At 60.1% G+C, this 26,748-nt stretch carries 24 protein-coding genes and 1 pseudogene; 12 read left to right on the forward strand and 13 right to left on the reverse strand.

Annotation, left to right across the window (positions count from 1 at the left end):
* Window positions 1-90: 90 nt before the first annotated feature.
* The 5 genes from EI969_RS16310 to EI969_RS16330 form a co-directional block, all read right to left on the reverse strand.
* Window positions 91-375 carry a hypothetical protein gene (locus EI969_RS16310; RefSeq protein ID WP_371925979.1) on the reverse strand — a complete coding sequence of 95 codons (285 nt, stop codon included), beginning with the start codon at window positions 373-375 and terminating at the stop codon, window positions 91-93.
* A gap of 147 nt (window positions 376-522) precedes the next feature.
* Window positions 523-1,005, reverse strand: a complete 483-nt coding sequence (locus EI969_RS16315) for a hypothetical protein (protein WP_160388687.1) — start codon at window positions 1,003-1,005, stop codon at window positions 523-525.
* Entirely contained in the window at window positions 1,002-1,820 is an 819-nt protein-coding gene (locus tag EI969_RS16320) for a transcriptional regulator (protein WP_160388688.1), read from the reverse strand. Before EI969_RS16320 ends, EI969_RS16315 begins: the two co-directional genes overlap by 4 nt.
* Before the next feature lie 456 nt (window positions 1,821-2,276).
* Window positions 2,277-2,738 (reverse strand): hypothetical protein, encoded by a 462-nt coding sequence (locus tag EI969_RS16325; RefSeq protein WP_160388689.1) that lies wholly within the window; start codon window positions 2,736-2,738, stop codon window positions 2,277-2,279.
* 103 nt (window positions 2,739-2,841) lie between these two features.
* On the reverse strand, window positions 2,842-3,522 hold the full coding sequence (locus EI969_RS16330) for a DUF3313 domain-containing protein (protein ID WP_160388690.1): 681 nt from the start codon (window positions 3,520-3,522) through the stop codon (window positions 2,842-2,844).
* Between the two features lie 246 nt (window positions 3,523-3,768).
* Between EI969_RS16330 and EI969_RS16335 the strand changes: the two genes are divergently transcribed.
* The 3 genes from EI969_RS16335 (at window position 3,769) to EI969_RS16345 (ending at window position 5,668) form a co-directional block, all read left to right on the forward strand.
* Window positions 3,769-4,569 (forward strand): transporter, encoded by an 801-nt coding sequence (locus tag EI969_RS16335; protein ID WP_371925981.1) that lies wholly within the window; start codon window positions 3,769-3,771, stop codon window positions 4,567-4,569.
* A gap of 46 nt (window positions 4,570-4,615) precedes the next feature.
* Entirely contained in the window at window positions 4,616-5,008 is a 393-nt protein-coding gene (locus tag EI969_RS16340; RefSeq protein WP_160388692.1) for a GFA family protein, read from the forward strand.
* 111 nt (window positions 5,009-5,119) lie between these two features.
* Window positions 5,120-5,668, forward strand: coding sequence for a cytochrome b (locus tag EI969_RS16345; RefSeq protein ID WP_160388693.1), 549 nt, complete (start codon window positions 5,120-5,122; stop codon window positions 5,666-5,668).
* Between the two features lie 41 nt (window positions 5,669-5,709).
* Here the strand turns inward: EI969_RS16345 and EI969_RS16350 are convergent, their stop codons facing one another.
* Window positions 5,710-6,525, reverse strand: coding sequence for an AraC family transcriptional regulator (locus tag EI969_RS16350; protein ID WP_160388753.1), 816 nt, complete (start codon window positions 6,523-6,525; stop codon window positions 5,710-5,712).
* Window positions 6,526-6,619: 94 nt separating this feature from the next.
* On the opposite strand from EI969_RS16350, the gene EI969_RS16355 reads away from it, so the two are divergent.
* Together EI969_RS16355 and EI969_RS16360 are read left to right on the forward strand one after the other, a co-directional pair.
* Complete coding sequence (locus EI969_RS16355; RefSeq protein ID WP_160388694.1) at window positions 6,620-7,576, forward strand: threonine dehydratase; 957 nt, start codon at window positions 6,620-6,622, stop codon at window positions 7,574-7,576.
* A 111-nt stretch (window positions 7,577-7,687) separates the two neighbouring features.
* A complete protein-coding gene (locus EI969_RS16360; protein WP_305989801.1) occupies window positions 7,688-8,383 on the forward strand; it encodes a tRNA (adenine(22)-N(1))-methyltransferase TrmK in 696 nt (231 codons plus the stop codon).
* Between the two features lie 24 nt (window positions 8,384-8,407).
* On the opposite strand, the pseudogene EI969_RS16365 reads toward EI969_RS16360, so the two are convergent.
* Together EI969_RS16365 and EI969_RS16370 are read right to left on the reverse strand one after the other, a co-directional pair.
* A pseudogene (locus tag EI969_RS16365) lies at window positions 8,408-8,560 on the reverse strand (multidrug efflux SMR transporter); the annotation flags it as partial.
* Between the two features lie 119 nt (window positions 8,561-8,679).
* Window positions 8,680-10,077, reverse strand: coding sequence for a DUF2252 domain-containing protein (locus EI969_RS16370; protein WP_160388696.1), 1,398 nt, complete (start codon window positions 10,075-10,077; stop codon window positions 8,680-8,682).
* Window positions 10,078-10,829: 752 nt separating this feature from the next.
* Between EI969_RS16370 and EI969_RS16375 the strand changes: the two genes are divergently transcribed.
* The 4 genes from EI969_RS16375 (at window position 10,830) to EI969_RS16390 (ending at window position 13,524) form a co-directional block, all read left to right on the forward strand.
* Window positions 10,830-11,444: a hypothetical protein gene (locus EI969_RS16375; RefSeq protein WP_160388755.1), complete on the forward strand. Its 615-nt coding sequence runs from the start codon at window positions 10,830-10,832 to the stop codon at window positions 11,442-11,444.
* A gap of 521 nt (window positions 11,445-11,965) precedes the next feature.
* Window positions 11,966-12,406 (forward strand): Ohr family peroxiredoxin, encoded by a 441-nt coding sequence (locus tag EI969_RS16380; RefSeq protein ID WP_160388697.1) that lies wholly within the window; start codon window positions 11,966-11,968, stop codon window positions 12,404-12,406.
* Between the two features lie 78 nt (window positions 12,407-12,484).
* Window positions 12,485-12,937, forward strand: coding sequence for an Ohr family peroxiredoxin (locus tag EI969_RS16385; protein WP_160388698.1), 453 nt, complete (start codon window positions 12,485-12,487; stop codon window positions 12,935-12,937).
* A gap of 128 nt (window positions 12,938-13,065) precedes the next feature.
* On the forward strand, window positions 13,066-13,524 hold the full coding sequence (locus EI969_RS16390; RefSeq protein ID WP_160388699.1) for a MarR family winged helix-turn-helix transcriptional regulator: 459 nt from the start codon (window positions 13,066-13,068) through the stop codon (window positions 13,522-13,524).
* 3 nt (window positions 13,525-13,527) lie between these two features.
* Here EI969_RS16390 and EI969_RS16395 read toward each other — a convergent pair whose 3' ends face one another.
* Complete coding sequence (locus EI969_RS16395) at window positions 13,528-14,973, reverse strand: L-lactate permease (protein WP_160388700.1); 1,446 nt, start codon at window positions 14,971-14,973, stop codon at window positions 13,528-13,530.
* Window positions 14,974-15,104: 131 nt separating this feature from the next.
* Between EI969_RS16395 and EI969_RS16400 the strand changes: the two genes are divergently transcribed.
* Both EI969_RS16400 and EI969_RS16405 read left to right on the forward strand, forming a co-directional pair.
* On the forward strand, window positions 15,105-15,593 hold the full coding sequence (locus EI969_RS16400) for an Lrp/AsnC family transcriptional regulator (RefSeq protein ID WP_160388701.1): 489 nt from the start codon (window positions 15,105-15,107) through the stop codon (window positions 15,591-15,593).
* Window positions 15,594-15,969: 376 nt separating this feature from the next.
* The gene (locus EI969_RS16405) at window positions 15,970-17,601 is read left to right on the forward strand and encodes a multiheme c-type cytochrome (protein WP_160388702.1); all 1,632 of its coding nucleotides are present in this window, start codon (window positions 15,970-15,972) and stop codon (window positions 17,599-17,601) included.
* Between the two features lie 48 nt (window positions 17,602-17,649).
* On the opposite strand, the gene yghU is transcribed toward EI969_RS16405, so the two are convergent.
* The gene (gene yghU, locus EI969_RS16410; RefSeq protein WP_160388703.1) at window positions 17,650-18,489 is read right to left on the reverse strand and encodes a glutathione-dependent disulfide-bond oxidoreductase; all 840 of its coding nucleotides are present in this window, start codon (window positions 18,487-18,489) and stop codon (window positions 17,650-17,652) included.
* Between the two features lie 180 nt (window positions 18,490-18,669).
* On the opposite strand from yghU, the gene EI969_RS16415 reads away from it, so the two are divergent.
* A complete protein-coding gene (locus EI969_RS16415) occupies window positions 18,670-19,107 on the forward strand; it encodes a GFA family protein (protein ID WP_160388704.1) in 438 nt (145 codons plus the stop codon).
* Window positions 19,108-19,153: 46 nt separating this feature from the next.
* Here the strand turns inward: EI969_RS16415 and EI969_RS16420 are convergent, their stop codons facing one another.
* The 3 genes from EI969_RS16420 to EI969_RS16430 all read right to left on the reverse strand — a co-directional run bounded on the left by EI969_RS16420 (window position 19,154) and on the right by EI969_RS16430 (window position 26,446).
* The gene (locus EI969_RS16420; protein ID WP_160388705.1) at window positions 19,154-21,013 is read right to left on the reverse strand and encodes an ABC transporter ATP-binding protein; all 1,860 of its coding nucleotides are present in this window, start codon (window positions 21,011-21,013) and stop codon (window positions 19,154-19,156) included.
* A 174-nt stretch (window positions 21,014-21,187) separates the two neighbouring features.
* The gene (locus EI969_RS16425; RefSeq protein ID WP_160388706.1) at window positions 21,188-21,664 is read right to left on the reverse strand and encodes a hemerythrin domain-containing protein; all 477 of its coding nucleotides are present in this window, start codon (window positions 21,662-21,664) and stop codon (window positions 21,188-21,190) included.
* Window positions 21,665-22,498: 834 nt separating this feature from the next.
* Window positions 22,499-26,446 carry a M10 family metallopeptidase C-terminal domain-containing protein gene (locus tag EI969_RS16430; RefSeq protein ID WP_160388707.1) on the reverse strand — a complete coding sequence of 1,316 codons (3,948 nt, stop codon included), beginning with the start codon at window positions 26,444-26,446 and terminating at the stop codon, window positions 22,499-22,501.
* Window positions 26,447-26,748: the final 302 nt, after the last annotated feature.

Here is a 26,748-nt window from a genome sequence, read left to right on the forward strand (position 1 = left end):
GTATCAGCTGTATCTCTGCCAAGGTGTGGTCTGCAAATAATCTCTCCCCGATTGCGCCTGCCGAAGTCAAAAATTCATATTTGTCAGGCCTCAAAGCACGATGAGCGAGCTGGTGTAACGGCTGCCGGAGTCACCTTGTGCCGGGGCAGGGGGCGGGAAATCAGGCTCCTGTTCGTCGGTGTGATACTCATTTTCGCTATGAATTTTCAGATGCGACAGTTTTTGCGTGTCATCCGGGTTTGTCTGGATTTCATAATATTCAATGGTCGTGCTTTCGACGCTGCGCTCGTCGTACGCTAACGAATAAGCTGGCAGGGCGAGCAGGAATAAAGCCATCAGCAATCTGAAAGTGTTCGGTTTATTGTTTGTGTTCACTTGAATCCCCTGTGCAGGGCATTGTCCCGGGCAGAATCAAGCAGGCTCGATTCCGGCTATTATTGGCGGGGGATTTTTTGCCGGGGCACCATCTGATTCAAATCAATAACCGTTATTTCTGCCTCTGCCGAACGGGTGGCAAGTCAATCAATGGTTCATGCAGCGCAAGCGGCCCAGTTCATGTACGTAAAAACACACGGCGTCTTTACTCTGGGTCGGGATCAATTCGTAGTTGAGGATGGCGCCTTCTTGCAAGACATATTGGCGCCTGAAGAACAGGTCAGGGGTCTTTTCAATGGCAAACAGTTCTTTGTCCTGGCTGAGCTTTACGTTGCTGACCTTGATCTGAACGTGGGTTTTGCTTTCCGCGATGATATTCGCCGTGATGGTGGCATTGCGGATCTTCTCGTTCAGGCTTTCCAGCGTGGTCCCGGTGAGTCGGCCGTGCCCGATAGTCAAATACTCTTCGGTGTTGAGTTGATTGAGGTCTTCCAGCCACTGTCGGGTTTTTGTCTGATAGCTGGTGTTTTCCATATAGTGCGAAGGAGAGTAAACAAAGGAGAAAATGCACAGCGCATTGATCAAGGCGATGATCGGCCAGTGAACGACCTGTGGAATTCCAAACTTCATAGGGTGACTTCCAGGCATTGGCGAATCATCAAGGCAAGGTCTCTTTCGCTGCTGTTGAGCTGTAGATTTGCAGTGCTCAGATCCGGACGGATGCACGAAACGGAATAGCTGGCTTTATACAGGTTGATCCAGACCTGGCCTTTCAGGTCTGGCGGCAACTGTTCGGATTGTTTCGCCGACAGGTTCATCAACGCTTGTGCCTCGGCAATATCATTGCCGACGGCATGAATGACCAATCCATTCTTGTCGATGCTGGAAATTTCAACTTTTGGCGCGTCGAGGCCGGATTGGAAAACAGTAAAAGCCGCGACTGCCAGCGTAACGATATAGGCGACCCGTTGAGCTTTGGTCATGCGGGTGGACTTTTCAGTTGTGCTGCAGGGTGCTGGCGACTCATCGCCAACAGTCGGCGCCAGTTGTTCGGGAATGGCCGCCGATGGCTGCGCAGTTTCCTCTGAAGGTGCCGGTCTATCTGCCGCATCGACTACAGCATGGCGGTTGAAGCAATAGCCTCTTCGCGGAACAGTCATCAGAATCTCGTGATCGCGACCGTCATTGAGGATGTTGCGTAACGAGAATACGGTTTGATTCAAACTGCCGGAAGCAACCACGCGGTCATTCCAGGTGTAGTCGATGATTTCATCGCGGCTTTTAGTGATTCCCGGCTCCTTGAGCAACAGGTCCAACAGTCGCGATTCAGCCCTGCCCAGCGTGGAATTCTGTACATCTCCATGGGGTGTTGTAATGGTCAGCATGGCGCTGTCCGGGTCGAACACCGCCACGGCGCCATTTTTCAACTTGAAGGTGTAGCTCATAGAAATCTTCCGTTCAGGCGGTACTGGCCTGAGTATAGGGGCCGGATTTGGCTCGGTACATTCGGGTCCGGGAGGTGAACGAAGAGGGGGCCAGGCGCCAGGAGCGTGCAGTGCGGAAAACAGCCCTGCCTGTCAGAGGTATCGGTTGAAACAAAGGAAAAGCATTGCCGGATGACCCATGGCTCCTGATTTGGACTGCATGAATAATGCGTGCAATGGATTATCCGCGCTATCCGAAAACTGCAAGCCCGGGCGGGCGAGTTTGCGTGCAACCCGTTAACGATAACCCGTATGAACCGGATAAACGCGGTCACTTGTAGGAGCCGGCTTGCTGGCGATGGTCGTTAACGCTAACGCGTGTAAACAGGATAAACGCGGCGCACTTGAGTCCATCGCCGGCAAGCCGGCTCCTGCAGTTCCCCCGGGGAGGCAGTCGAGGGGCATTGTCGCCGCTGATCAGGGTAAAACGTCGTAGCCACGCTGTTGCAGGCAACTGCTATAGACCGAGTTGTTGGCGGTGACGCTTTGCTCGCTCGCAGCAAGATTCTGCCGGCGCGCCTGGCGTTGCCTGGAAGCCCCGACGACGGCGCCGGCCGCCGCGGTACTGCGTGCCTGGTTCTGGCGATAGTCTTGCCGGGTGTCGTCGTCGATCTGGTCATAGACCTGTTCATGTTGGCGGCCCCGGACCTCTGCCGCGGTCGCCCCGGCTACGGCGCCGGTGACGGCGCCCTTTGCCCGGCCACCGGATGGCACGCTGTTCTGTACCGGATGTTGTGCATTGGCCTGGGATTGGCAGGTACCGGTGTCCTGCTGGATGGTCTGGGAGGTCTGACCTTTGAGGGGAACCACCGTCGTCGCCAGGGCACTGGTGCTCGGCAACAGCATCAGCACCGCCAGGGTATGGGCCAGTATTTTCATCGTCGGGTCTCACGTCAGGCGTGGGCACGGCTGACGGTTTGTCAGGGAAGAAATGTGTGCGAAACCCCACGCCGTTGCGCATGCGATGGGGTTTATCCGGGCATCAACGCTTGAGGAGCAGGGCCTGCATATCGTCCGTCATGCCTTTGAGCGCGACCTTGAAGTCACTGGCAAGCACCGGTTGCTGGGCATTGTCGAGCGTCGCGCCGAACACCTTGCGAACGACCTTGGCCACCGGCAGACCGGTTTTCGCGTCGATCAGGTTGGCTTCGATGTACATCTCGGCAGTCTGGTCGCGATGCCCGGTGGCTGCTTGTGTCGCCCCGACAATGGCGCCGATGGGAACGGCTTCATACCAGTGCATGCCTTCGTTGTTGGCGCTGACGTGGGTGATCGCCGCTTGCAGGATCAGCGACCGTGAGTCGGTTGGCGCCAGCTGCGGATAAGGGACGATCGCGTAGCGATGGGCGAAGGCGCTCTTGACGCTGTTGCTGGCCATCAATTGCAGGTCCTGCAGCGTCTTCAGGCTGACGCGTGCGGTCGGCTGCGGCGACGGATACAGTTCCATCTGCCTGAACACCACGGTTGAATACGCGCGAGGGTCGAACCCCGGTGACACCCAGCGCAAGACCTTCTGCTCACTTGGCGTAGTTTGCTCCTCCAGGCCCTGGTAGTTGCCCAGGAAACCCGAGTATTGCTCTTGCTGCGCCACTTTCGAGACGCAGCCGACCTGAAATACACAGCTCAATGCGATACCCGCAATCCATTTATTCGACATGCCCATGTGTTTGCTTCTCAAGTGATTAAAGTTGTCATTCGGGTACAGGTGCTTGCACGCCGGTCAATGCGGGCCGGATGCTGCCTGCGGCGGGGGAATAATCCGAATCAATAACTCTCAAAAACCGTTAAACACACGCCCGCCGAGTGGTCGGGCCGTATTGCACTTCGATCACAGTTGCCTACGCTAACTCCTTGCAACACCGGTTTTGGTGTCTACAGGTGAGTGAGAATGGATGTGAAAGTACGATGGATGGGCTCCGCGTCGACAGTCGTCGTTGCGTTGGGTCTCATGCCGCTGGCTCAGGCCGAGGATTCTGCTGAACTGGCGAAGAAGGCCCTCAACCCGGTCGCGGCGATGTACAGCCTGCCGGTGCAATACAACTGGGACCAGAAAATGGGGCCGACCGGCGAGGGCATGCACAGCGTGACCAATATCCAGCCCGTGCTGCCGTTTGCCCTGAACGAGGACTGGAATCTCATTTCCCGCACCATTCTGCCGATCATCGACCAGCACGGCCTGGCCCCCGATGGTGCGGCGGACAAGTCCGGCACCGGCGATATCACCCAGAGTTTTTTCTTCTCGCCCACCAAGCCCACTGAGAGTGGCTGGATACTCGGCGCCGGCCCGGCGTTGCTGATTCCCACCGGCAGCGACGAATTGCTCGGCAACGAGCAATGGGGGCTGGGCCCGACTGCGGTGGCGTTGAAGCAGTCCAATGGCTGGACCCGAGGCATTCTGGCCAACCATATCTGGGGCCTGGACGGCAGCCCGCCGGACGACAAGGAAAAGGTCAACGAGACCTTCCTGCAGCCGTTCCTCTCGTACACCACCAGTACCCTGACGACCTATGGGGTCAACACCGAATCGACTTACAATTGGCAATCTCGGGAATGGTCGGTGCCCGTCAACCTGACGGTCACCCAACTGCTGAAGATCGGCGGCCAGCCGCTGACGGTGCAGGCCGGCCCGCGCTACTGGCTCGACAGCCCGGAAGACGGCCCGCAAGGGTGGGGCTTTCGCGCCGCAGTGACCTTACTGTTCCCGCGCTGAGGCGCGTTTTTGTCATGCGCCCGGCATGATCAAGAGGAGGCACGGCATGGACCGATTCACCGGCGGTTGTCTGTGCGGCAAGGTGCGAATCGTCGCATCGGGGCGCCCGTTCCGGGTTGGCGTCTGTCACTGCCTCGATTGCCGCAAGCATCATGGCGCACTGTTTCACGCCTCCGCGATATTTCATCAGGATGCCGTGACGGTCGAAGGCGAAACACGTGACTATGCCGGCCGGCATTTCTGCCCGCACTGCGGTTCGTCGGTGTTTGCGCGCAGTGCAGACGAAGTCGAGGTGAACCTCGGATCCCTGGATGCCCCTGACCAGCTGACGCCCACCTACGAGAGCTGGATGGTGCGTCGCGAGGCCTGGTTGCCGGCTTTTCCTTTTAAACGACGCTACGAGGGCGATCGGGACTCCACGGGGCGCCTTGAGGACTAGCGGGCACAAACCCTATCGAATGCGTCGATGTGTTTAAGCAACATTTCACGGTTTTTTCGATAACGCCATGTCGCGATAATCCGCCTTCGAAAATGGCGGGAGGACAGCGGGATGGCGAAGCAAGGAAGTTACACCGGTACAGCCAAGTGGCTGCATTGGGGCATGGCACTGATCTGGCTGGGTGCCTGGGTCATCGGGATCGTGGCCACGCATTGGCGCGACGAGTTCAATGCGCACCATGAGCTCACCTACTTGCACAAGGCGATGGCCAGCACGCTGCTGTTTCTCATCGTCGTGCGTATCGCCTGGCGCTTGAGTCACCCGGCCCCGGCGCTACCCGACTCGATGAGCCGGACCATGAAGCGTGGCGCGCTGGTCGGGCATGTGCTGCTGTATGCCGTGGCCTTGATCGGGCTGCCGTTGTCCGGCTGGTACTGGAGCTCGGTCGCCGACAAACCCATCATGGTGGCGTCGCTGTTCATGCTGCCGCCCATCGTCGCCCCCGACGAGAGCCTGTACGATCTGGCCAAGGCGGTGCATACCTACACGGCCTGGGTGTGTGGCGCCCTGGTGGGCGGCCATCTGCTGGTTGCCCTCAAGCATCACTTCGTTGAAAAGGATGATGTGCTCAAGGGCATGCTGCCCGCACGCAAGCACTGATTGTCCTGTGGCCGCCAGGCCAGGGCCACGCAGAGCCCGCGCTAAACGAACCTCGAACGCAGCTGCGCCGGGCTCACTCCAAGGCGTTGCCTGAAGGTGGTCGCCATGTGCGCCTGGGAATTGAAGCCGCAGGCGTAGGCGATTTCCGCCAGGGTCGCCGTCGAGTCGCGCATCAGGGCCCGGGCCTTGGCCAGGCGCCGGTCGATCAGGTAGCCATGGGGGCTTTTGCCGGTGGCGTTTTTGAAGGCCCGCATGAAATAACCTTCGGACAATCCAAGCAGGCCCGCCATCGCCGGAACGCTCAGCGGGCCATCCAGGCCAGCGTCGATGAACTCGTCGAGCAAGCGCATGCGGCTGCCGGTTATCGAACCATGGGGCGGTGTCGACACGGCTTCGCCAGCCGTTGCGCGCTCGGACAATGCCAGCGCCCAGGCCTCCCAATCGTCCTCTACGCCTGCGTGCAACAGCGCGGCGCGCATTCGCCAGGCGAGGGCGGTGGCCTGTGGATCGATGCGATTGTTGAAGGCGCGATCCCCCACCAACGCCACACTGTCGGTGCGTATCACCCGCAGGTACTCACCGCCTGTGGCTGATTCGGACAACACATCACAGCCGGCGGGGACAAACGCCAGGCCGTTGGGCATGGCATCGAAGGGATGGACCCGGTCGCTGCCGATCGCGTGCAGGCCGCGCTGGCTGTCGAAGGCAAAGCCGATTCCTGCCTGAGATGCTACATATCGGGTCGCGTAGGCGCGGCCGGGCAGCAACTCTATCGCCCATGGGCCGGCCTCGATGCGACGGACCGGTTCGGGCACAAGCTTGGGTGGCAGGCGGTTTCGATGGCTCATGAACACCATAGTAATGAAGAGGGGGCGCAAAAGTCAGGTCGGTTTTTTGAAAGCCCAGGTATTGCACGGGGGCCAGACTGGGCAAAATCCCCGGGAGACGCTCATGCACAAACTGACTCGCGACGACATCGAACAGGCCGCACGCCACGTTTATCAGGTAATGCCTGCCACTGCCCAGTACGCCTGGCCGTTGCTGGCCAGGCGCCTGGGTTGCACGGTGTGGGTCAAGCACGAAAATCACACGCCTACCGGTGCATTCAAAGTGCGCGGCGGTATCACCTTCTTGCACTGGCTCAAGCGCGAGCACCCGGGCGTGAAGGGCATCGTCAGCGCTACCCGCGGCAACCATGGCCAGAGCCTGGCGCTGGCGGCGGGCGCAGTGGGTTTGCGCGCATTGATCGTGGTGCCGCAAGGCAACTCGCTGGAAAAGAACAATGCCATGCGGGGCTTTGGCGCCGAAGTGGTCGAGTATGGCCGGGATTTCGACGAGGCCCGTGAAGAGGCGGCACGCCTTGCGCAAGTACACGACCTGTTCCTGGTGCCGCCGTTCCACACCGAGCTGGTCAAGGGCGTCGCCACCTATGCACTGGAGCTGTTCAACGCAGCGCCGGACCTGGACACCGTCTATGTACCGATTGGCTGTGGATCGGGGATTTGTGGCGTGATCGCCGCCCGCGATGCGCTGGGCCTGAAAACACAGGTGGTGGGCGTGGTTTCCACAGAGGCGGCGGCCGCGCAGTTATCGTTCGACACCGGCGCCCTGCGCGAAACCGCCTCGGCAAACACCTTTGCCGACGGACTGGCCGTACGCAAGCCGGTGCCTGAAGCCTTTGCCGTCTACTCGCAAGGTGCGACGCGGATTGTAGCGGTGAGTGACGCGCAGATCGCCGAGGCCATGCGCGTGTATTACACCGATACCCACAACCTGGCCGAAGGGGCGGGTGCCGCGGCGCTGGCGGCACTGATTGCCGAGCGTGAGGCCATGTCCGGCAAAAAGGTAGGGGTGATCCTGTCCGGTGGCAACGTCGACAGATCGGTGTATGCGCACGTGATTGCGTAAGGAGCGCCATGACCCTGGTCGCATAAATTTGAAATGCACGGCGTTGCCCGACACAATCGCGCCCCGATCCGGCCAAAGGCGCCGGACGTTCGTGGTGAGAAGGGGCCGCAGTTGAACGAACAGACATTGTCCATGCGCCTGGAGCGTGTGGCGGCACATGTGCCGGCCGGTGCGCGCCTGGCCGATATCGGCTCGGATCACGGCTACCTGCCGGTGGCGTTGATGCGCCGTGGCGTCATTACCGCAGCGGTGGCCGGCGAGGTGGCGTTGACGCCGTTCCACGCGGCCAACCGCACCGTGCGCGAAAACGACCTGGATCAACAAATCACCGTGCGCCTGGCCAACGGCCTGGCGGCCATCGAGCCGGGTGACGGGATCACCGCGATCAGTATCTGCGGCATGGGCGGCGAAACGATCCGCGACATCCTCGACAGCGGCAAGGCCTGCCTGAGCGGTGAAGAACGCCTGATCCTGCAACCCAACGGCGGCGAGCAGCCACTGCGTCTGTGGCTGATGGACAATGGCTATCGCATTCTCTGCGAGGAACTGCTGCGGGAAAATCGTTTCGACTACGAAATCATCGTCGCCGAACGCGCCGGGCCGGTGATCTACACCGCCCAGGAGCTGTACTTCGGTCCTTTGCAGATGCAGGCCCGCAGCCCGGCGTTCCTGTCCAAGTGGCAGCGCAAGCTGCGCCAGAAGCACAAGACCCTGAGCCAGTTTGCCGGGGCGCAACGCGCCGTGCCCGAGCAAAAGGTGCAGGACCTCGCGCGTGAGGTGCAGTGGATCAACCAGTTGCTGGCTTGAGCCCGTTGCGCAGGGTAGGCCGCTTCAGTTTGCCGACACCAGTTTCAGGCCAACGATGCCGGCCACGATGACCCCGATGCAAAGGATCCGCGGCGGTGCCATGGAGTCGCCGAGCAGGGCTATGCCCAGGATCGCCGTGCCTACCGCGCCGATGCCGGTCCATACGGCATAGGCCGAACACCGCGACATGCTGATTTTCGACACCGATCCGTGCTCGCTCATCGATGCACTCGAGCAGTGGCAAGCGCCGGCCATAACCAAATGGATTGGCCTTTGAAGTCGATGGATCGGCCTGGTCACTCCTCTTCCCTGAGTGCGTTGATCCGCCCTGACTTTTCTGCCGCCAGCAGCGCGGCATGGTCTTTCGCATTCTGATTGGCATAGGCGATGGAAAACCTGCCGATGGCCTGGTCGAAGGAGTCCATCTTGCCCAGGTAGCCACTGATAAGCGCTGCATCCCCGGATTTGGCATGGGCACGGGCCAGGGTATGCCCGCACCACTCGGCGTACATCTTCATTCGTGCCGCGGAAATGCCTTCGATAGGGGCTGACATTTTCATGTCGCGCAACTGGCGCACAAAGAAATGCCGGCCATTGTTGCCGCGTGTCCAGCCCAGAAAGATGTCGCTGGAGGACTGCATCAACCGCTGCCCCGTGACCACGCGCTGCCCCTGGTTTTCGTAGTCGCTGTTGCCTGCATAGGGCGCCAGTACCGAGGGACAGGCTTCCTTGAATTGCAGAAGCAGGGGGTGGTTTTCCGCAGAAAAGAACAGGCCGACGAAACAATAGGTGCCGACGCTGCCGATGCCGACCGCTTTGACGGCAATGTCTTCGAGCCGGTAACGATCGAAGAGCACGCGTCGTTCATGGGACAGCGACAAACGATAATCACGCAAGGCGGTACGGACCCGCTGCTTGAAGCCCTTTTCGTACACATGAAAAAGCACCGGCGGTTGGTCGATCAGGCGCCGTCGCCCGCCGACTTCGCTGCTGATCCTGGGGTAGAGGTAATCCCCCAAACGCAACTTCGCCTTTGCCACCAGTTGCTCACGAATTTTCCTGATTTGCGCATTGGGCGCCATGTCGATGATCGCCTGGGCATCGAGGCGGTCATACCAGACATCCAGCGGGCCCATTTTCGAGAATTTGCGCAGGCCCTCGCGGTAAGCACACACGCATCTGACGGCAATGCCCCGTGCCTCTTTGTCGGTGAGCCGGTTGTCGCGCGCGGCCACGACAAAACTGATGGCCAGGCGTTTGACATCCCATTCCCAAGGGGCAGGGAGGGTTTCGTCGAAATCGTTGATGTCGAAAATCAGATTGCGCTCAGGTGTGGCGAACAGCCCGAAGTTCATCAGGTGGCAATCGCCGCAGGCCTGCACCTCGATGCCAGTGGTCGGGGTAGTGGCCAGGTCATGCGCCATCAAACCCGCGGAACCGCGCAGAAAGGTGAACGGGCTGCGCAACATGCGCCCGTAGCGCAACGGCACCAGGTTGGGCAGCCGGTAGCGGTTGGATTCTTCGAGCAGTTCGATAGGGTCGCGGTGTTTGCCTGGCGGTTTCCATTCGCGGTGAGCGGCATGGGGCAGGCGTTCGCGTAGTTGCTCACCGGCGAACAGGCGTTCCTTGCGCGAGAGAAAAACCGATTCGTCACCGGTGCCGTCGTCGGCAGACTTGCTTTTGCGGGGGGGCATGTCCACTCCTTTGCTCAACGAAGGTTGACTCCCTCGGGCACAGGATCTGGTAATGCGACTGTTCCATCAGCCTTCAGGGCACGCCTGTACGGGTATTTCGGAAAGAGTCGAAGCAGTTGTTCAAGCGTAGCAGTTCCGTTCAGGGATGCTGTATTGCCAGCATGGACTTGGCGCGACGGCGAGCGGGGTAAAATTCGCTGTTTGCAAGGTCAGATTGAGTGAGTTCCGTGGGAAATCCGCATTTTTTTTCGGCCTGAAAAATGAAACGTTTCAGCCCCATGGGACGGCGGTTTCGGCCAATGAAACCGGGCTTGCGAGGGCTTGGATGGAGTACCGTCTGTCGAGGTTTTTGTTCGAAAAATGAACGATCGGGATATGCTGGGCTCTGATCTACCAGCAGGCGGATCCTTGGAGCTTCGCACTGCACTCCCTAGTAACCAAGAAAAAAAATGGACGAATACCTCATCTGCATTGAATGGAATGCTCATGGGGATTTTTTTTACCTGAGACCTGGAGTGATAGTATGTTGTCATCACTGACTCGCTGGTCGAGTCGCTCTCTCTTGTACGGGTAATACCCAACTATTCTAGTTGCTTTAATTCTAGTTGCTTTAATCAATGTGAGTTTGATTGTGCAGGCGTGATTAATCATTTCGCGTGCCTGGGGCATGGTCAATTCACACTGCCGCAATAAGTGGAGATGTAATCGTGGATATTAATACAATGATCGGCCTTCTCGGCCAGAAAGAATCCATGGAGTTCATGCGTTTAGGAGTTGTATACGTACACTTGCTGGCTTGTTGCGTAGCCATTGGCCTGGTGTTTGCCAGCGATGTTGCAATGGTCAAGGACTTGTTGAAGGGCCGTGTGTCGTCCGGGCACGATAATGATCATATGGCCAGTCTGCAGAAGTCTGTATCCAATGCGTTGCTGTTCTTGTGGATTACCGGCGCCGCGATCATAGGTATTGATTACCTTGATAAAGGAATGACCTACTTTGCCAACCCTAAACTGCAAGCCAAAGTCATTATTGTCTTGTTGCTGACATTCAACGGCATGTTGTTGCACCGCTATGTATTGCCGGCAATGCTCAAGGCCGGTTCCTTGATTGATCTTCACGTCAATGTACGCATGTTTGCCCTGTTCTCTGGTGCACTGTCCGGCGTGTCCTGGTTGTATGCCGCCATGCTCGGTGTCGGTCGACCGCTGGCCTGGAAATACTCGCTCACCGAGTTGCTGATGGCCTACCCGGTGTTGATCATGCTCGGCTTTGCAATGATGTTGGCGCTGACCCAGTGGGCCCGCAGCCGCAGCGCGGAAGCACCTGCCCAGGAGACTTGGCTGTTCGCCGGCATTCCTGCACGATGAGCGGACGTCAGTCCAGGTAAGGACGGCTCCAGCCGTTTGCACCTTTGAAACATCGGACCCCCTCCATGCGAGGGGGTTTTTGTTTGTGCGGCCGATGGTTGTCCGTTCAGCCCCTGGCTCGATGGTTACCTTGGCCTGGTGGACCACCACGGTCGTTCGGTTTGCAGTGTCCGCAGCGGCGCGGGTTGCAGGGGAGGGCAGCCACGTCAGCCTCGAACTGCCGCTCATCGCCAAGGCATAAAATAATCTTTGACATCATCGGGGCTTTGGCTGAATATTCATCCATCGCATGCGATCGAGTCGAGTGCGATAACAAACAAAAACAACTTTGCCGTTTGGAGATTCAGCCATGAACACCGGAAGCCGCCGCACCATGTTGATCGCTACCGCTCAAGCTTCCCATGGCCACAACGGCAACAACTGGATCGTTGGACAGGCCCATTGAGCACTGTTGTTTTTTTAATGTCACATACATCGCATCCGATATGATCGCACGAACTTTAAACCCTGAGGAAATCACCATGAGCAAGATCGAAAAAGTACTGGCAACCGGCAAAACCCACACCACTCGTAGCGCTGTCGGCGGTCACAACGGCAACCTCGATATCGAACTGTCGTCACCGGGTTCCACTCAACCGGCCCACGTCTTTGCCGCTACCCAGCCGCACCCGAAAGCCGAGCAACTGTTCGCCGGGGCCTGGTCGGCCTGCTACACCGCGGCAGTGGGGCTGGTGGCGGGGGAGCGCAACATCGTGTTGCCGGCGGACATGGCCGTCGACATAGAAGTGGACCTGGGCCAGACTGGTGCGGCCTATTTCCTTCAGGCCCGACTGACCCTGCGAGTGCCTGGGCTGGCACACGATGTCGCGACTGAACTGGCGTACATCGCCGACTCCATTTGCCCTTACTCCAAAGCCACACGCGGCAATATCGACGTTGCCCTGAACGTGATTACGGCGTGATGCCCGCAAGCACCACTAACGTCGTATGCGATGCAAACGCATACGTCCATAACTGATTGTAATCCTGAGGGAATCATCATGAGCAAGATCGAAAAAGTACTGGCCAGCGGCAAAACCCACACCACTCATAACAGTGCAGGCACCACGTCGCGCGGGCATAACGGCAACCTCGACATTGTGCTGTCGTCACCCGGCAGCGACACACCGGCACATGTGCTGACCGCCGTGCAGCCGCACCCGAAAGCCGAGCAACTGTTCGCCGGAGCGTGGTCGGCCTGCTACATCGCAGCGGTGGGCCTGGCCGCCCAGCAAATGAAGGTGATGCTGCCGACCGACACGGCCGTCGACATTGAAGTCGATCTGGGCCAGACCGGCGCGGCTTACTTCCTCCAGGCCCGGCTGACGTTGCGCGTGCCAGGGCTGGAGCAGGGCGTGGCAACCGAGTTGGCGCACAACGCCGATGCAATCTGCCCGTACTCCAAGGCCACGCGCGGCAACATCGATGTCGCCATCAACGTCCTGACGGCATGACCCACTGCCCGGCCAGCTCACCGGGGATTTCCCCGGTGAGCCGGCCGCCGGTGTTTATACGCACTTCCGATATCATCGCGTACGACGTATAGTCTCAGCCTGGCACGACTGACCCAAGAGAAACGTCCATGAAAAATACCGACAAGACATCCGCCCTGGATCTCAAACTCACCGACTTCCTGTGTTTTGCGGTCTATTCCACCAACCTGGCGTTCGGCAAGGCCTACAAGCCGATGCTCGAACGGCTCGGCCTGACCTATACGCAATACATCACCCTGGTTGCGCTGTGGGAGGAGGACAACCAGACCGTTGGCAGCCTCGGCGAAAAGCTGTTCCTGGAATCCAACACCCTCACGCCGATCCTCAAGAAGCTGGAAGCGATGGGGTATCTGCTGCGCCAGCGCGACCCGGAGGACGAACGCCAGGTGCGGATCAATCTCACGACAGAGGGGCGAAAATTGCGTGAAGGCCTGAGTGAAGACGGCTTCCCGCAAACCGGTCTGGATCCCGACGACTTCGTGCAAATGCAAAAAGCCATCGTGAAGTTGCGCGGTAATCTCATCCGCACCACGAAAGACCGGGACTAAGCGCTATCCAGTCCATCCACCGAGCAACACGGCCCCAAACGCAACCAGCGCGGTATTGAGACAGACCAGTGCGAAGCCAAACCTCACCAGTTCGCTTTCTTCCCGGGCCTGGGTTTTGGCCAGCCCCAGGATCAGCATGACGATCGACAGCGATCCCAGTGCCGCGTGGCCTGCCGAACTGTTCTGTACCGCTGCCAGCAACAGGCGCGAGGACTCGGGCAACATGGCGATAGCGGGCATGAAAATCGCGTTGCCGCCCACATTCGACCCGGTCATGTAGCCTGACAGGGCGCCCAGCAGGGCCACCAGCGATGTCGCGGCGCTGGGCGAAAGCCCCGCGAGCAATTGCATCAAGCCCGCCAGGAAGCCTGCCTTCACCATCATCTGCGACATCGCCAGAAAGAACAAAATGGTCAACAGCGGCCGCTTCGCGCGCGCGGCCAACGCGGCAGGCACGCTGACCTCGGGGGCTGTCCGGCCTCGCGTGTAAAACGCCAGCCCGGCCAGCAGCAACAGCAGGGCCAGCCCGGGCGAGGCCAATGGTTTCCAGCTGACTTGTGCGCCCTGTACGACCCAGAGGTCCTGCCAGGCGGTGAACGTCCACAGCAGTTTCAGCGCGACAATGCAGACAATCAGCACCAGATAGGGCCATGCCTGACGCGGCCAGTGCACCGCACCGCGCTCGCTGAGGCGCAAACGCCACAACCCGACAGAGAGTACGGCGGAGGCCGTCACCAGGCCCGCGGCAACGCCGGCAACTTCCGGCCCCAGCCAGCGACTGGCACTGTAGAGCACTCCGACAAACAGCAGCCAGCAAGCGCCCAGCGTCCTCCATTCGCGCCACTCACGAACACCGGCCAGAAACAGCGACAGCGCACCGAGGGCCAGGAATACCGGTGCGCTGGTCAGTGCCGAGGTCGCCGCCAGCGCGCTGGCGTCCAGGTGAGCCAGCGAGGCGCCGATGACCGATGCCAGCCCCAGCGTTCCCCACGGCATGATCGCCATGCCGGCCAGCGCAATGCGCAGTGCGGCCCTGCGCTCGAACAGGCTGAGCAGCAGGGGCACTGTCGCGATCAACGACACACCGAAGCCGGTCATCGCTTCCAGCAACGGCGCCAATCCGAGGACGATGAACACCACCTGGTCGCCACGCCGCAGGCCCAGCGAATTCACCCACTGGCTGACCGCCAGGTTGATGCCCAGGCGCTCGATGTAAATCACGAAGGCCAGGCCCGGCACGATCACGAAGGCCGTACTGGCGAACAGCACGGCCGTATCTTGAGCGGCGGCCAGCATACTGCCCGGGTGCCACGCGTCGGCAGCGCCGGCGAGCCAAAGCACCACGACCAGCAAAGTGCCGGCGATAGCGGCGTGAACGGGTGGCCGGCGCAGCACGACAAGCATGGCCGTGACCAACAGCACAGGGGAGAGATGAAACAGCGCGAGCATGCAGGGATATCCTGTGTGAGTTCACTTCCAGGGCTGCGAATGCAGACCGTTGGCAAGATAATATTTCTCACGACTGGATAAAGGGTCGCAGTTTTCTGCTAGTTTTCGAGAAAATTTCTCGCGGACCCATCATGGTAAAACAAGACGCTGCATCGCAATCGCTGGATAAATTCGACCGCGCAATCCTCGACCTCGTCCAGCGCGACAACACCCTGCCGCTGCGCCTGATGGCCGAGCAGGTCAATCTTTCCACGGCCGCGGTGCAGCGGCGCATCAAGCGGATGCAGGAGACGGGCGTCATCACGGGCAATATCGCCATCGTCGATCCCACCGCCGTGGGGCGCCCGATCACGATCATTGTGGAAGTGATGACCGAGCGCACCAGCCTGGCGGAGCTCGAAGCGATGAAGGCCCACTTCGCGGTGCCTGAAGTTCAGCAGTGCTACTACGTTACCGGCGAAGTGGACTTCGTCCTGGTGCTGACCGTCGCCAGCATGCAGGAATACCAGGCGTTGGCGCGGCGCCTGTTCGCCGAAAACGCCAATGTGACCTGGTTCAAGACCATCGTGGCGCTGGACCGGGTGAAGGTCGGGCTGGCTGTGCCGGGTACGCCAGGCTGAACGCTGGTGCAATAGCGCCCACAAGGTTGGCGCTATCTACCTTTAGTCTGACACCGCCCCCGATTCCGGTGTGATTTTCCCCACAAGCGGGGTGGCATTCCCCAACCGTATTCGCACGTGCATTGCTCGGCACTGCAACTCTTGATGAATGTTTGCGGGGGTGTTCCGGTCGTCGCACATATTTTGTTACATCGATGGCAGAGTAATTGCTCAGTGAGCTTGTCCCGTTCATCGAAGGTGCAGATTCGGCAAGCTGAGGAGCTGCAGGTACCTGGTTGAGTGATTGCCCGTAACCATCGGTTTGCATCACCCGATGCCCTTGGATACTCAATGCAAGTGCTGCAGTCATCCTCTGCCACCGGTCAGGGGAAAACTTATGAGCCACTCCGGACGTACGTGTGCGAAGGCAACGCTGCTTGGGTTATCGGCCGTGTTTGTTCTATGGACGATCTGCACGGGCACCTACATGGCAACCTTCCACATACCGGCAGTCGTCAAGCTGGCTCTCGTCGACTTGAACATTTCCCTGGCGGCGTTGTTCTTGCCGTTCCTGCTGGTGGGCAGAACGCTCGCTCGTCGTCTGGTGTGCTTTCTGGTCTGCCTGCTGACGGTAACGCTGGTGGTGGCCGACGAGCCCCAGGGCAATGACAACCAGAGCAACGAGAAGTGGCTGGAGCCGGCGCGTTCCAGGCTCATTCACGTGAATGGCGGGATGCCGTTCTTTCCGCACCGGGCCAATACCACCGGCAACCTGGTGTTGAATGTGAAGGACTTCGACAACGCCCAGGTCTGTGGCGCCTGCCATACCGAAATCTACAAACAGTGGCGCTCGTCGATGATGTCCCAGGCCTGGGATGAACCCATCTATCGGGCCTTGCTCAAGCGCGCGAGTGCGGCCACCGAAGGCAAGGTCGACAACTTCTGCACCGGCTGCCATACCCCGATCGGTCTCACCACCGGGCAGATCAATTCCGACGTCAACCGCTCCTCGATCGAGGACAGCACGAAGAATCATCCGATGCCCGGGGTCGATTGCGAGACCTGCCACAACATCAGTTCCCGCACCGGCCTGGATAACGGCGCCTACGTGCTGAGCCCGCGGGCGCACGGCAAACCGACCAAGTTCGGGCCGCGCAAGGATGCCGTTTCGCCTTACCACGACACCGTGTATTCGGCCCTGCACACGCGCTCGGACTTTTGCGCCACCTGCCACAACGTAACGCACCCCTTCAGCAGTGTGGCGGTCGAGCGGACCTATGACGAATGGCAGGAGAGCACCTACAGCCTTAACGATGTCACTTGCCAGAGCTGCCACATGCCCGGTTTCAAGGGCAAGGCCGCGATCATGGGGCCGGATCGCGAAGAGGTCGCGTCGCACTGGTTCAGCGGCGCCAACGCGATGATGCTCAAGCATCTGGGGCAGGAAGAAGGCGCACAACGCGCGCGCGACATGCTTGCGCGCGCAGGGGATATAACGTTCGAACAACTGCCGGCAGCCATCATTCCCGGGCAATACACCTCGATCGCGGTCAAGGTTTCCAATGTCGGCGCCGGGCACAAGCTGCCGACCGGCTTTCCGGAGGGACGGGAGATGTGGATCGATTTCCGCGTGCTCGACGCCGGCGGCCACGAACTCTATCGCCTGGGCTCGATCAAGGACGGCAAGACCGAAGCCAACACACGCAATTTCAAAGTGCACATCGGCGACAAGGACGGCAATCCGTTGGACGTCGAGGTCTGGAACGCCACGCAAATTCTCTCGGACAACCGCATCCTGCCCAAGGGCTACGAGATCGGCGAGTTTTCCTTCCTGGTACCGGTCGATGCCACAGGGCCGCTGACATTGATTGCCGAACTGAATTACTGGCCGTTTTCGCAGAAGCTGGCCGACTACCTGCTCGGCAAGGATCAGATGCAGGTGGAAATCACCCGGATGGCCAAGGTCACGCAGAGCGTACCCCTGGCGACCAGCCTGTCAGCCGTGGGGGCGGATGCGCGGCACTTTTAGGCGTGGCGGGTGCGCCCGATCACCCACCGCACCTGTTAAACCGAGTGCTCAGTCCAAATCGCCAGCCTGATGCCGTTCAGGCACCTGGCTCGCCTCATCGCCCCACGTCCGGTTGACGCGCTGTCCACGGATGACTGCAGGCCGGTCGGCGATCGCCTGCGCCCAGCGTTGGACGTGGGTGTATTCGTGCGCCGAAAGAAACTCGGCAGCCGAGTACACCTTGTCCCGCACCAGTTGGCCATACCAGGGCCAGACCGCGATGTCGGCGATGGAGTAGTGATCACCGGCCAGGTAGCGGCTTTCGCCCAGTCGACGATCGAGAACGTCCAGCTGACGCTTGGCCTCCATCGTGAAGCGGTTGATCGGGTACTCGAGTTTCTCCGGCGCGTAGGCATAGAAGTGCCCGAAGCCGCCTCCCAGATAGGGTGCAGCCCCCATCTGCCAGAACAGCCAGTTCAAGGTTTCGGTGCGACCTGCCGGATCGGTGGGCAGGAAGGCGCCGAACTTTTCCGCCAGGTACAGCAGGATCGAGCCGGACTCGAACACGCGGGTCGCCGGCTCGGTGCTGCGGTCCAGCAGCGCCGGGATTTTCGAGTTCGGGTTGATCTCGACAAAACCGCTGGAGAATTGCTCACCCTCGTTGATGCGGATCAGCCAGGCGTCGTATTCGGCACCGCTATGTCCCAGGGCCAACAACTCCTCCAGCAGGATGGTCACCTTCACACCGTTGGGCGTGGCCAGTGAATACAGCTGCATCGGATGCTTGCCGACGGGCAACGCCTTGTCATGGGTCGGGCCGGCGATCGGCCGGTTGATGCTGGCGAACTGGCCGCCGGACGGGGCGTTGTTTTTCCAGACCTTCGGAGGAACATAAGGCGCTTTGCTCATGAGACGAACCCTGTCGTTTGTTTGCTGTGATCACATGGACCGCGGGAGGTCGATTTTCTGACCATGGCAGAAGGCAAGCGGGATGTCATCCACCTGTGGCGATCGAACGGCGGCCGACGTGTCGCGAAACCAGGGCTCGAGCCGCTAGAATATCGGTCTGATTCTTTCAAGGAGAGACCCATGGCATCAGGGAAATGTTTGTGCGAGGCAGTAAGATTTTCCATCGAGGTCGAGCCGCGATTGTTTTATCGCTGCCATTGCACCTTGTGCCGCAAGCAAACCGGGGTTGGCCATAATCTCGCCACGCTGGTCCACGCTCGCGACTTTCGCTGGGAAGAGGGGCAGCCTGTGATCAGCAGTTGGCACAAACCCAGTGGCTACAGAAATGACTTTTGCTCACGATGTGGCTCAACCGTGCCCAATGCACTTCGCGAGTCAGACTACTTCTGGATTCCGCTGGGTCTTCTCGATGTCGAACTGAACATGGAGTGTGTTGGAGATTTCTGCACCGATGATGCAATGCCGTGGGATGAACAGCGTTCGGCGAACAGTCATCACGCCGCCCCGGATTCACTTGAGTTTCTTCTGCAGGCACTTCAGGTGAACCGCTTTCGATAGTGTGTTGAAACGGCAGGACCTGCCCTGGGGCGACGGGCGTTCATGGCTACTCCATCGCCTCGGCCACCCCCTGGTCCTCGCCCAGGAACCCACCGCTCTGATGCTGCCACAGCCGCGCGTAGGTGCCGTTTTTGCGCAGCAGCTCGGCATGGGTGCCTTGTTCGATGATGCGTCCGTCATCCATGACAATCAGCCGGTCCATGGCCGCGATCGTTGACAGCCGGTGGGCGATGGCGATGACGGTCTTGCCCTCCATCATTTCATCGAGGCTTTCCTGGATGGCGACTTCGACTTCCGAATCGAGGGCGCTGGTGGCCTCGTCAAGTAACAGGATCGGGGCGTTCTTGAGCATCACCCGGGCGATGGCGATGCGCTGGCGCTGGCCACCGGAAAGCTTGATGCCGCGCTCGCCCACCAGGGTGTCATAGCCGCGATGGCCTTGCCGGTCGCTCAGTTGGCTGATGAAACCGTCGGCCTGGGCGTTGGCCGCGGCCCTGTGGATCTGCGCGTCGGTCGCGTCCGGCCGGCCGTAGGCGATGTTGTCGCGAATGGAGCGGTGCAGCAGGGAGGTGTCCTGAGTGACCATGCCGATGGCGCTGCGCAGGCTGTCTTGCGTCACCCGAGCGATGTTTTGACCGTCGATACGAATCTCGCCGCTGTCCACGTCGTAGAAACGCAGCAGCAGGTTGATCAGCGTGGATTTGCCGGCTCCGGAACGGCCCACCAGGCCGATTTTTTCGCCTGCGCGGATGTTCAGGCTCAGCCCATCGAGCACCTGGCGTTCACCGTTGTAGTTGAAGCCGACATTGTCGAAGGTCACCGCGCCGCCACCGGGCACCAACACGCCGGCGTTCGGCGCATCCTGCACCTTGGGGCCACGGGTCAAGGTCGCCATGCCATCCTGCACGGTGCCGATGTTTTCGAACAGCGAGGTCATTTGCCACATGATCCAGTGCGACATGCCATTGATCCGCAACGCCATGGCGGTGATCGCCGCGACGGCCCCCGTGCCGACTTCGCCCTGGTGCCACAGCCACAGGGCATAGCCGCCGGCGCCCATCAGCAGTGCGACCACCAGGGCCTGGTTGACGATTTCGAACTGGCTGACCAGGCGCATCTGGCGAAAACCGGTGAGCTTGAAATCCTCCATCGCCGCGCGCGCGAAGTGTGCCTCGCGTTTGGAATGCGAGAACAGCTTCACGGTGGTGATGTTGGTGTAGGCGTCCGAAATGCGCCCGGTCATCGACGACCGGGCATGGGCCTGTTCCTGCCCGACCTGGCCAAGGCGCGGCACAAAGTACAGCATGGCCAGGCCGAACAGGGTGAGCCAGGCAATGAAAGGCAGCATCAGCTTCAGGGCGAAGCCGCCGGCCAGTGCAATGATCGCGATGAAATAAACGCCGATCCCGGGTGCGATCTCGATGACGGTGAACAGGACCTCGCGCACGGCCAGAGCAGTCTGCATGACCTTGGTCGTGACCCGGCCGGAGAACTCGTCGGAAAAGAATGAAAGACTTTGCCGCAGCATCAGGCGATGGAAATCCCAGCGCAGCCGTAGCGGCAGATTGATCGCCAATATCTGGTGCTGAACCATGGTGCGCAGCGCGACCAGGCCGATGCTGGTGACCAGTACGATGCCGATGCCCCACAGCACCCGACTTTCTTGCGCTTGCGCCTGCGCATCGCCGCCAGCCTGCCAGGTGGAGAGCAGGTCCACGACCTGCCCGAGAAAGGAAAACAACCAGGCTTCGTAAATCGAGACGCTGGCGCTGAGCAGCGCAAATATGAGGATGTAGCCGCGGGCGCCACGGGTGCATGCCCACAGGAACCGCACCAGGCCGACAGGTGGCGGCGGCGCTTCATCGGGCGGGAAAGGGTCGAGTCTTCGTTCAAACACACGAAGCATTGTGGCCTCCGAAAGGATCAAGTTAAGGGCATTCTGCCATCTAACGATCGCTTTGAGGCATTTGTGGGGCAGGGGTTCGGCACGATGGGTGTGAGCTGCGATTGATTGCCGAGCCGTTGAGTGACGCTTGTCTGCAAAGCCCGGCGTGCAACCGGGCTTTGCACCAGCGCAGGCTCAAGCTGCCAAATGGTTGGCGTCCCAATCCTTTTTGAAACTGGCCTTCATCGACTCCATCTGTTCACCGAGGTCGTCGAGCCTGGCTTTGCCCAGCAGTTTTTTCGCCTGAGGAAACAGCTCGGTTTCCTCCTCTTCAATATGATGCTCGAGCAGCTCCTTGACGACTTTGACCCGCCCGGAAAATTCCGGCGTGCCCGGGTCCGTCTGCTTCAGATCCGGCAACACCAGCGAGTCGACGGTGCGATGCTCCTCTTTTGCCTCGAAGTACATGACGTCCTGTTCTTTGCTGCCTGCTTGCTTGAAGGCGGGGTAGAGGATTTCCTCTTCCAGTTTTGTGTGGATGGAAATCTCCATCTCCAGCTTATCGAGCAGTTCAGTGCGTTTTTTTGTGGCTCTCTCCGTCGATTCACTCAATTGGGCAAGGATGGCTTTCACTTTCTGGTGATCGGCTTTCAGAAGGTCGATTGCGTTCATGTCTGCTGCCTCGGCTAGCACGGAAATGGTCCTCGATGGGGTCAGGCATCGAGGTGTCCGGATAGCAATCGCATTTCCTGTGCCAACGGCATCACAGGTCCAACTCGAAGGTAAACAATGACTTGCGAGACGTGCGCGTTACCCGAGGCGTGCAGTCTGCAAGAAAGGGCGAATCAGGCATTGCAGATAGCCTCATCGCAATCCCGGGAAACACCAACGACGCAATCCCTGTAGGAGCCGGCTTGCCGGCGATGGACTGTAGGAGCCGGCTTGCTGGCGATGGACTCAAGTGCGCCGCGTAAATCCGGGTTACCCGCGTTATCGTTGACGACCATCGCCAGCAAGCCGGCTCCTACAAAAGACCGCGTCAATCCCGGGAATCACCGACGACGCAATCCCTGTAGGAGCCGGCTTGTCGGCGATGGACTCAAGTACGCCGCATTCATCCGGGTTGCCCGCGTTATCGTTGACGACCATCGCCAGCAAGCCGGCTCCTACAAAAGACCGCGTCAATCCCGGGAATCACCGATGACGCAATCCCTGTAGGAGCCGGCTTGCTGGCGATGGACTCAAGTGCGCCGCGTTTATCCGGGTTACCCGCGTTATCGTTGACGACCATCGCCAGCAAGCCGGCTCCTACAAAAGACCGCGTCAATCCCGGGAATCACCGACGACGCGACACCTGTAGGAGCCGGCTTGCTGGCGATGGACTCCAGTGCGCCGCGTTCATCCGGGTTACCCGCGTTATCGTTGACTGACCAATCAAATAAAAGAAAACCCCGACAAGCACCAGGGCTTGTCGGGGTTGTCGGTCTCGCGGTTTTCAGCGGTAGATCAGAGAATGAAATCCGTAGCCGCCAGGGTCGGGACGCCGACGAGCTTGATGGCGAACTCGGCCTCGCTGTCGGTATCGGTGTTGCCGTACAGCACATTGTCCTGCATCCGCAGTTGCCCGGCGCCGGTAAAGGCAACGGTATTGCCGATGAACGAGAAGGCCTCGTTGGTGAAGGTCGTGCTCGTTACGGCATCCAGTGTCCCCAGATCGATTTTGTCCTGCCCGCGCACGAAGTCGTTGATGACATCGGTAATCGCACCGGTCGTGCCCATGTCCGACAGCGCCGTGAAGATGAAGGTGTCGTTGCCGGCACCCCCGATCAGCATGTCGTTGCCCGCACCGCCGATGAGAATGTCGTTGCCGGCGCTGCCATTGAGCACGTTGGCAGCGGCGTTGCCGGTCAGCGTGTTGCCCAGGGCATTGCCGGAGCCATTGATGGCCGCCGTGCCGGTCAGGATCAGGTTCTCGACATTGTCGCTCAGCGCATGACTGACCGAACTCTGGACCACGTCGGTGCCGGCGCCGCCGTACTCGATCACCTGATCGCCGGCATTATCGACGATGTAGGTGTCGTTGCCGCGGCCACCGAGCATCCGGTCGGCACCGGCGCCGCCGGAAATGACGTTGGCACCGCTGTTGCCGACGAGCTGGTTGTTCAGGGTGTTACCCGTGGCGTCGATGTTCGCGATGCCGGAAAGCGTCAGGTTTTCCACGTTGGCCGACAGCGCATAGCTGCCGGAGCTGACGACCAGGTCGGTGCCGCCCAGGTTCGCTTCAACCACCACGTCGCCACTGTCCTGGACGTAGTAGGTATCGTTGCCGGCCAGGCCTTCCAGGCGATTGTCCAGTCCGTTACCGATCAGGGTGTCGTTGTAGAGGCTGCCGATAGCGTTCTCGATCCGCGCCTCGGTGATCTGGGTCATGCCATCCGTCAGGGCATCCACCAGGTTGGAGCTGTCCGCCGCCAGGGTCACGACCGTGCCGAAGCCAAGCTGATCGACCAGGTTGTTGTAATAGCCTTCGTTGCCAGCGGTGACGGCAAAGACCGGCACGATAGCGGCCGCCAGCAGCTTGGCCTTGAGCAGTGCAACGGTCGGGTAGTCTTCGAGCTCCAGCACCGCATCACCGTCGTTGGCGACGTAAGACGTGTCGCCCGCCTTGTGATAGTCGGCATCGGTCATCACTACCGCGACCCGGAAGGACTCCGGGCGGAAACCCAGTTCGGTCTGGCGCACGGCGGCCTGCATCAGCGCTTCGATCTGCGACTCCGGCGAGTCGCCGCCACTGCCGATGGTCAGGGTATTGAGGGCATTGACCAGGCTGGTCTGGTTGGAGGTCATCGCCAGATCGGTGCGATAGACGTATTCGCCTTTGTCGATGAAGGAGGCCAGGCCGAAACGGTTGTCGGCCTGGACCGAGGACAGGGTGGAGAGCACCTGGGGCACCAGCGTCTTCACTTTTGCGACGTCGTCGCCAAACGAGCCGGAGGCGTCCTGGAGGAAGAGTACGTCCAGTGGTACGTCGACCGTGCCGCCGGAAGACAGCGTGACCATCCGTCCATTGATGTTGCTGGTGCCGCCGGGCGTGAGATCGATGGTGACACCGCCCGTCGCTGTCGAAGCGTCCAGCGTATCGATGCCGCTCGAATCTTCGATCAGGATAGACCCGGTGGTGCCGGCCACGACGTAGGTGTCGTTGCCCGCGCCACCGCTGAGCGTGTCATCGCCGATCGAATCGGTCAGGCGATCATTGCCCTTGTCTCCGTAGAGCTGGTCATTGCCAGCGCCGCCCACGAGGCTGTCGTTGCCGTCAGCGCCGCGCAGGATGTTGGCATTGCCGTCACCGGTGAGGGTGTCGGCGAAGCGGCTGCCCGAGAGGTTTTCGATGTTGCTCAGCGTGTCGATACCCGAGCCGCCAGTCGCCTGGCCGGCGCCGTTGACCGCCACGTTGACACCCGCAGTGGCGCTGGCATAGCTGACGGTATCGTTGCCGGCCCCGCCATTGATCGTACTGTTACCTGCGTTGGCCGAGATCAGGTTGTCCAGGGCGTTGCCGGTAGCGGTCATGGCGCCGGTGCCGATCAGCGACAGGTTCTCGATGGTCGGACGGCTGTCGAGGGAAAAGCTGACCGTGCTTTGCACGGTATCCACGCCTGAAGTGTCGGTGATGACATCGGTATTGGTGTCGACGATGTAGAGGTCGTTGCCATCGCCGCCGTTGAGCGTGTCGATCCCGGCGCCGCCGTTGAGGGTGTCGTTGCCGGCCAGACCGTTGAGGGTGTTGTTGCCGGCAGTGCCCAGCAACGAGTTGTTGCCGGCGTTGCCCGTGCCGATGACTGCGGTACCGCCCAGTGTCAGGTTTTCCAGATTGGCGCCGAGGGTGTAGTTCAGGTAGCTGATCACGGCGTCGGTACCACCGGTACTGGTTTCGGTGATGACATCCGTACTGTCGCGCACCACGTAGGTGTCGTTGCCGGCACCGCCGATCATCTGGTCTGCACCGGCACCACCGTCGATGGTGTTGGCGCCGGCATTGCCGATGATGGTGTTGGCCAGGCCGTTACCGGTGCCATTGATGGCGGCGGTCCCGGTCAGCGTCAGGTTCTCGATGGCGGCATAGGCGCCCAGGTTGAAAGTCACCGAGGACTCGATTAGGTCCGTACCGGCCGAATCGACAATGACATCGGTCGCGGTATCGACGACATAGATATCGTTGCCGCCGCCGCCATTGAGCGTATCGACGCCGCCTTCGCCCCTGAGGGTGTCGTTGCCGTCACCGCCGATCAGCACGTTATTCGAGGCATTGCCGATCAACAGGTTGGCGTTGGCGTTACCGGTAGCGTTCAGGGCCGTGCCGGTCAGCGTGATGTTTTCGACGTTCAGCAGCGCGGCAATGCTGAAGTTGACGCTGCTCTTGACGGTATCGATGCCGCCATTGGCAAGCTCGATGACCTGGTCGCTGGCCGAGTCGACGACATAGAGGTCATTACCGGCGCCGCCGTTGAGCAGGTCGTTGCCGATGCCACCGTCGAGGGTGTCATTGCCGTTGCCGCCGAACAGGGTGTCGTTGCCGGCCCCGCCCAGGAGGGTGTCATTGCCGTCATTGCCGGTGAGGGTGTTCGCCGCGCTGTTGCCGGTAATCGTATTGTCGCGCCCGTTGCCGGTGCCGTTGATGGCCGAGGTTCCGGTCAGCGTCAGGTTGTTCTGATGCGCAGCGAGAGTGGCTGTCACGCTGCTGGAAATGTCCTGGGTGAAGTTAGCCAGGCTGCTCAGGTCGCTCGCACTCATGCCGGTCAGATAGCCGCTGTTCGTCAGCCCGGCGAGCGAATTGCCGATCACCTGAGCGCCGGCCGTGGTGCTGGCCAGCGCATGGAAATGCATGACGACCTTGGTTTCGCCGGCGGCCAGCGTCAGGTTGTAGCTGCTCTGCGGTTGATCAACCGAAGTGGAGTACTGAGTGGTGGCGCTTGGCGAACCGGCACCGCCGGACACCACGTGGACAAGATTGGCATCGGAAACGTTGGTGCTGCCGACGGCAAACCAGTCGTCCGCGGTCGTGCGCAGGGTGTCACCGCTGCTGGTGGCGGTCACCACCGTCCTTGAGTCGTAATAGATGTTGTCAGTCAGTTGAAGATTGACCGACTGCGCGGCACTCCCGGTGTTTTTGACGATTTCCAGCGTGCGGACAAAACCATCGCCGATATAGGTGGTGCGCGTAAGTGTAATACCGGTGCTTGATTCAGTCCCCGTGACCGTCTGGGTATTGGCGGTAGTGGTGGCCGTTCCCCATGACAGGTAGGCAGACGAAGTCGATCCGCCGATGTAAAGATTCAACGAACTGCTGTCCAGCGTATTGGAGTAGGGCGCTGAAGTTTTTGCCTGGTTCACGTTGCCGCGGCTATCGACGGCCCAAGTGTTTCCTGATGCATCCGTGTAATTCAATGCCATTGCCAATGCTCCTTGCTTTTTATCAGTTCGAGAAGACGGGAAGAGGGGACAGATTTATTGTTTTGACCAAGTGCTGTGCGCGGTTAAAAAATCAGTCCGCGTTCCTGATGCATGGCAGGAGGGGCAGAAATACAGACTCGGGGGCGTGGGCCCGTCATGAAAGCGAGGTTTTTTTCGGCTCATCAGGACTTCCATGTTCAAAACAGGGGGGTGGATTTCCTCGCCGGGGGGGTGAAAGCACAGCGAAGGAAAGCATAATATCCTGCGGGATGGCCTTCTGCCATAGCCTGGCTGAATTGCCC

It is taken from the genome of Pseudomonas sp. PB101 (assembly GCF_009764265.1).
Classification (GTDB): domain Bacteria; phylum Pseudomonadota; class Gammaproteobacteria; order Pseudomonadales; family Pseudomonadaceae; genus Aquipseudomonas.